Here is a 2,873-nt window from a genome sequence, read left to right as displayed (position 1 = left end):
AGTTAAAGTGTTAAAGATATAAAAAAAAAGCAATTAAAAATAAAAAAAATCAGCAGAGAGGAAGGGATTCGAACCCTCGATACGCTATTAACGCATACACGCTTTCCAAGCGTGCGCCTTAAGCCACTCGGCCACCTCTCTTTATTTAATAAAGATAATTACAGGGGTCCAAATAACAAAAAAAACTTTGAAACCTAAAACTTTTAAAGTTAATTTTAAATCATTTCTCCTCGTAATGAAGTTTCATATTTGGTTTTGAAGGTGTTACCAGAAATATTTTGACCTAAAAAATACATTAACTTTGCCACAGCAGCTTCAGTAGTGATATCTTTTCCTGAAATTACTCCAATTTTTTTTAAAGCACTACTAGTTTCATAATGTCCCATAACAACACTCCCTCCTGAACATTGCGTAACATTTATAATATGTAAACCTTTAGATATACTTTCCTTTAAAAGATTAATAAACCATTTTTCAGTTGAACAGTTTCCAGAACCATAGGTTTCAAGTATAACCGCTTTTAAATTTGGAGTATTAAATATGCTTTCTAAAATAGATATTGAAATTCCAGGAAATAATTTTACAACTGCAATATTTTCATCTAGATTTTTATTAACCTTTAACTTTTTTCTAAGATTTGGTTTGAATAAATATTTCTGATTTATTTTTAAATGCACACCAGATTCAGCTAAATCTGGATAATTAAATGAAGCAAATGCCTGAAAATGTTCTGCATTAAGCTTAGTTGTTCGGTTACCTCTATATAACTTGTATTCAAAATACAAACATACTTCTTTAATTAAGGGCCTCCCTTTATATTGCATTGAAGCTACTTGAATGGATGTAATTAAATTTTCTTTAGCATCTGTACGTAAATCACCAATTGGCAATTGTGATCCTGTAAATACAACTGGTTTTGCTAAATTTTCTAGCATAAAGCTTAAGGCTGAAGCCGAATAACTCATGGTGTCACTTCCGTGTAAAACAACAAAACCATCAAATGTTTTGTAATGAGTTTCTATTATTTCAGCTATTTGAACCCAATATTTTGGATTCATATTACTAGAGTCTATAGGATTTTTAAAAGATACCGTATCTATATTACAATCTAAAAGCTGCAACTCTGGAATTTGGTCTAAAAGGTTTTTAAAATTAAAAGATTTTAAAGCTCCTGTTTTGAAATCCTTCACCATACCAATAGTGCCACCTGTATAAATCAAGAGTATGTTTATTTTAGGTTTAGTCATGCCTTAAATTTTAAATATAGCTTTTGAGTTTTGCGTGGTTCTTTCTGCGACATTTTCTAAAGATACATTATATAGTTCTGATAGTTTTTCTAAAACTTTTATTATGTATCCGCTTTCGTTTCTTTTGCCTCTATAAGGTACTGGTGCTAAATACGGTGAATCTGTTTCTAAAACAATATGGTTTAAATCGATATGATATAAAAACTGATCTATTTTACCATTTTTAAAAGTTACTACACCTCCTATTCCTAATTTCATATTATACGAAATTGCTTTATGGGCTTGCTCAAGAGTTCCTGTGAAACAATGAAAAATTCCATATAAATCATCACTTTTTTCTTCTTCTAAAACCTCAAAAATTTCATTAAATGCATCACGACAATGAATAACTATAGGAAGCTTATACTTTTTTGCTAATTGAATTTGATATTTAAATGCTTTTTTTTGAATATCTAATGTTGATTTATCCCAATACAAATCAATTCCAATTTCACCAACGGCATAAAAATTTCGTTTTGCGAACATCTCTTCAACATGTTTAAGCTCCTCTTTATAATTATCTTTTACATGTGTTGGATGTAAACCCATCATTAAAAAAACATATTCTGGATAATCTTTTTCCAATTGTAACATAGCATCTGTATACGAAGAGTCTATTGCGGGAATAAAAAACCTAGAAACACCTCGATCTATTGCTCGATTAATCATTTCATTTCTGTCTTCATCAAAAGCTTCGCTATATAAATGGGTATGGGTATCTGTAATTATCAAAGTCAATATTTTAATTTGTGCTTTTACTATTCTGTAAAAATAATTGTTTTTACATGATTATATTTGTTTAAAATAAATTTAGATGGAAACATTGCGTCAATTTCTTGAACATAAAGGGTACACAAAAATTAAATTACACCTCACCAAAACAAATCACTTTGAAATAAAAGCATCTATAAATGGTGAAAGCGGTTTATTTATTTTAGATACTGGCGCATCAAGTTCTTGTGTAGGTTTTGAAGCTATTGAAACCTTTAAACTTAAAGCGGAAGACTCCTTAATTAAAGCTGCTGGAGCTGGAGCAATTGATATGGACACAAAAACATCAAAAAAAAACAGAGTTAAAATTGGCAAATGGAGTAACAATAAAATTGTTTTAGTTCTATTCAATCTAACTCATGTAAATACAGCGCTTATTAACCACAATTCTAAACCTGTTGATGGTATTATTGGCGCCGATATTTTAAAAAAGGGGAAAGCCATAATAGATTATGAAAAGAAATATCTATATTTAAAATTATAAGTTACTAACTGCAGAACTCGGTCTCTAAAATCAAATGAATTATCAATTTCTGTTAGGATTGCAAATAAACATCTTAGTAATATTGTCCGCTAATTAGGTATAGATAACAAACCGACTTCATTTTCCATTTACCACTCTTTAAATAATGGTTTCTAAAAAATACGTAATTCTACGTATTTCATTTATTGTTTATATAATACCAATTATATTTTAAAACGAGCCTAATTTTTTGTATATTTCAGTCATGGGAATGACATCAAATTTAAAGATCAAAGAAAGTATATCCAGTTTAGAGGCTGCTTTCAAATCATCGGACAACTTTAAGGTCCGCC

General features: G+C 29.4%; 3 protein-coding genes and 1 tRNA gene. 1 reads left to right on the top strand and 3 read right to left on the bottom strand.

Translation table 11 applies throughout. The annotated features are described in order from the left end of the window. Positions 1-53 precede the first annotated feature (53 nt). From P8K68_RS07305 to P8K68_RS07295, 3 genes are all read right to left on the bottom strand, one after another. Positions 54-141: transfer RNA gene (locus tag P8K68_RS07305), tRNA-Ser, on the bottom strand. A gap of 74 nt (positions 142-215) precedes the next feature. After that, on the bottom strand, positions 216-1,247 hold the full coding sequence (locus P8K68_RS07300; RefSeq protein WP_300249037.1) for an asparaginase: 1,032 nt from the start codon (positions 1,245-1,247) through the stop codon (positions 216-218). 3 nt (positions 1,248-1,250) lie between these two features. After that, entirely contained in the window at positions 1,251-2,018 is a 768-nt protein-coding gene (locus P8K68_RS07295; RefSeq protein ID WP_300249036.1) for a TatD family hydrolase, read from the bottom strand. Between the two features lie 82 nt (positions 2,019-2,100). Here P8K68_RS07295 and P8K68_RS07290 point away from each other — a divergent pair, with 82 nt between their 5' ends. Then, positions 2,101-2,541 (top strand): retropepsin-like aspartic protease, encoded by a 441-nt coding sequence (locus tag P8K68_RS07290; RefSeq protein ID WP_300249035.1) that lies wholly within the window; start codon positions 2,101-2,103, stop codon positions 2,539-2,541. The last annotated feature ends 332 nt before the right edge of the window (positions 2,542-2,873 follow it).

The sequence above is a fragment of the Algibacter sp. genome (genome assembly GCF_029245835.1).
Lineage (GTDB): Bacteria > Bacteroidota > Bacteroidia > Flavobacteriales > Flavobacteriaceae > Algibacter_B.
This window is presented reverse-complemented; position numbering and strand designations above follow the sequence as displayed.